The 2,765-nt window shown below is 51.5% G+C and carries 1 protein-coding gene and 2 rRNA genes; 2 read left to right on the forward strand and 1 reads right to left on the reverse strand.

Annotated elements, in window-relative coordinates; all coding sequences use genetic code 11:
- Positions 1-18: 18 nt before the first annotated feature.
- Positions 19-1,563, forward strand: a 16S ribosomal RNA gene (locus NXS08_RS07305).
- Between the two features lie 259 nt (positions 1,564-1,822).
- Here the strand turns inward: NXS08_RS07305 and NXS08_RS07310 are convergent.
- Entirely contained in the window at positions 1,823-2,035 is a 213-nt protein-coding gene (locus NXS08_RS07310; protein ID WP_259138997.1) for a hypothetical protein, read from the reverse strand.
- A 118-nt stretch (positions 2,036-2,153) separates the two neighbouring features.
- Between NXS08_RS07310 and NXS08_RS07315 the strand changes: the two genes are divergently transcribed.
- Positions 2,154-2,765 (forward strand): 23S ribosomal RNA (locus NXS08_RS07315); the annotation flags it as partial.

The following is a 2,765-nucleotide window of genomic DNA, read 5'->3' on the forward strand; positions in this document are numbered from 1 at the left end:
TTTTTCTGGACATGTTTTTGTTTGGAGAGTTTGATCCTGGCTCAGGACGAACGCTGGCGGCGTGCTTAACACATGCAAGTCGAACGGGATCTGATGGGGCTTTTTGCTTTGTTGGTGAGAGTGGCGAACGGGTGAGTAACACGTGAGTAACCTGCCCTCAACAGTTGAATAACTCCATGAAAGTGGGGCTAATGCAATATATTCTACGCTTGTCGCATGGTGGGTGTGGGAAATGGTTTTTTCTGGTTGGGGATGGGCTCGCGGCCTATCAGCTTGTTGGTGGGGTGATGGCCTACCAAGGCGGTGACGGGTAGCCGGCCTGAGAGGGTGGACGGCCACACTGGGACTGAGATACGGCCCAGACTCCTACGGGAGGCAGCAGTGGGGGATTTTGCACAATGGGCGCAAGCCTGATGCAGCGACGCCGCGTGAGGGATGACGGCCTTCGGGTTGTAAACCTCTTTCGCTAGGTTGGAAGACGCATTTTGTTGTTGTTGACTTTAACTGGTAAAGAAGTACCGGCTAACTACGTGCCAGCAGCCGCGGTAATACGTAGGGTACTAGCGTTGTCCGGAATTATTGGGCGTAAAGGGCTTGTAGGTGGTTTGTCGCGTCTGTCGTGAAAACCCGGGGCTTAACTCCGGGCTTGCGGTGGGTACGGGCAGGCTTGAGTGCGGTAGGGGAGACTGGAATTCCTGGTGTAGCGGTGGAATGCGCAGATATCAGGAGGAACACCGGTGGCGAAGGCGGGTCTCTGGGCCGTTACTGACACTGAGGAGCGAAAGCGTGGGGAGCGAACAGGATTAGATACCCTGGTAGTCCACGCTGTAAACGTTGGGCACTAGTTGTGGGGGCTTTTGTTGGTTTCCGCGACGTAGCTAACGCATTAAGTGCCCCGCCTGGGGAGTACGGCCGCAAGGCTAAAACTCAAAGGAATTGACGGGGACCCGCACAAGCGGCGGAGCATGCGGATTAATTCGATGCAACGCGAAGAACCTTACCAAGGCTTGACATGCACCAGACGATTCTAGAGATAGGGTTTCCCTTTGTGGTTGGTGTGCAGGTGGTGCATGGTTGTCGTCAGCTCGTGTCGTGAGATGTTGGGTTAAGTCCCGCAACGAGCGCAACCCTTGTCTAGTGTTGCCAGCAAGTAGTGTTGGGGACTCTCTAGAGACTGCCGGGGTTAACTCGGAGGAAGGTGGGGATGACGTCAAATCATCATGCCCCTTATGTCTTGGGCTTCACGCATGCTACAATGGGCGGTACAGTGGGTTGCAATACCGTGAGGTGGAGCTAATCCCCAAAGCCGTTCTCAGTTCGGATCGTAGTCTGCAACTCGACTACGTGAAGGTGGAGTCGCTAGTAATCGCAGATCAGCATTGCTGCGGTGAATACGTTCTCGGGTCTTGTACACACCGCCCGTCACGTCACGAAAGTTGGTAACACCCGAAGCTCATGGCCTAACCACGTTTGTGGGAGGAGTGGTCGAAGGTGGGATTGGCGATTGGGACGAAGTCGTAACAAGGTAGCCGTACCGGAAGGTGCGGCTGGATCACCTCCTTTCTAAGGATTATTTTATTTAGACAACCTCCCTCAATGATTGTTGATATTTTTTATTGTTTGGTTGTTGTTTCATTGTTTGGTGGGACGCAGCGCATGCTCTTCTTTTGGCTGGTGTTTTTACTGGTTGGGAGAGGGTGTGGGGGGAGTGATATTTGAAGGATGAATACAAAGCACGCGGGGAATGTTGTTTCTTTGTGGGTGTAAGGCAATGATGTTTTGGGTATGCTATCAGGTTTTCTGCTAACACCTGTTTTGAGTACTAGCCTGTTTGTTTCTGCTGGGTTTTTGGTGGGAGCGTGTTGGGTTGGTGCTTGGTTGTTGGTTTCGCTTGGCCATGTTGCGGCTGGTTCAGTTCTTTTTGCTGGGTCTGGTTGTATTTTGGTTGTGGTGGGGTTGTTGGTGAATTGTATAGTGGTTGCGAGCATCTTAAATCTCTATTTTTTTCTGTAGGGCTGGTATTATCTGGGTTCATCTGATTGGTTTCCTTTTGGGTGGGTTTGGGTTTGCTGGTTTTATGGTTTTTGATTCTGTGATTTAGTGTTTTGTGATTTAAAAATTTTTTTGTTTGTTGCTCATTTATTGTTTTGTGTTTTTTAGTTTTTACGGGCATTCGGTGGATGCCTTGGCACCTTGAGCTGATGAAGGACGTAGTGGCCTGCGATATCCTCGGGGAGTTGGCGAGCGAGCTTTGATCCGGGGGTTTCCGAATGGGGGAACCTAGCCAGGTTTGTTTCTGGTTACCATCACTTGAATGTATAGGGTGATTGGGGGGAACGCGGGGAAGTGAAACATCTCAGTACCCGCAGGAAGAGATATTCCGTTAGTAGTGGCGAGCGAACGCGGAGGAGGCTAAACCATGCGTATGTGATACTCGGCGGGGGTTGTGCGTGTGGGGTTGTGGGAGCAGTTGTAGTTGTGTCTGCCGGCGCGACTGCTTGTTTTGGTTGAGTGTGGTGAACAGGTTGGGAAGCCTGACCGTAGTGCGTGATAGTCGTGTAGGTGTGTTCAATCAAAATGGGTTTATTGCCACCCAAGTAGCAGCGGGCTCGTGGAATCTGCTGTGAATCTGCCCAGACCACTGGGTAAGCCTAAATACTACAAGGTGACCGATAGTGCATAGTACCGTGAGGGAATGGTGAAAAGTACCCCGGGAGGGGAGTGAAATAGTACCTGAAACCGGGTGCCTATAAGCCGTCAGAGCC

Origin of the sequence: Gleimia sp. 6138-11-ORH1 (genome assembly GCF_024814355.1) — a bacterium.
In the GTDB taxonomy this organism is placed as follows: Bacteria; Actinomycetota; Actinomycetes; order Actinomycetales; family Actinomycetaceae; genus Gleimia.

Coding starts and splice junctions, on each gene's coding strand:
- NXS08_RS07310 (WP_259138997.1), bottom strand. CDS start 2,035: ATGAACCCAGATAATACCAGCCCTACAGAAAAAAATAGAGATTTAAGA.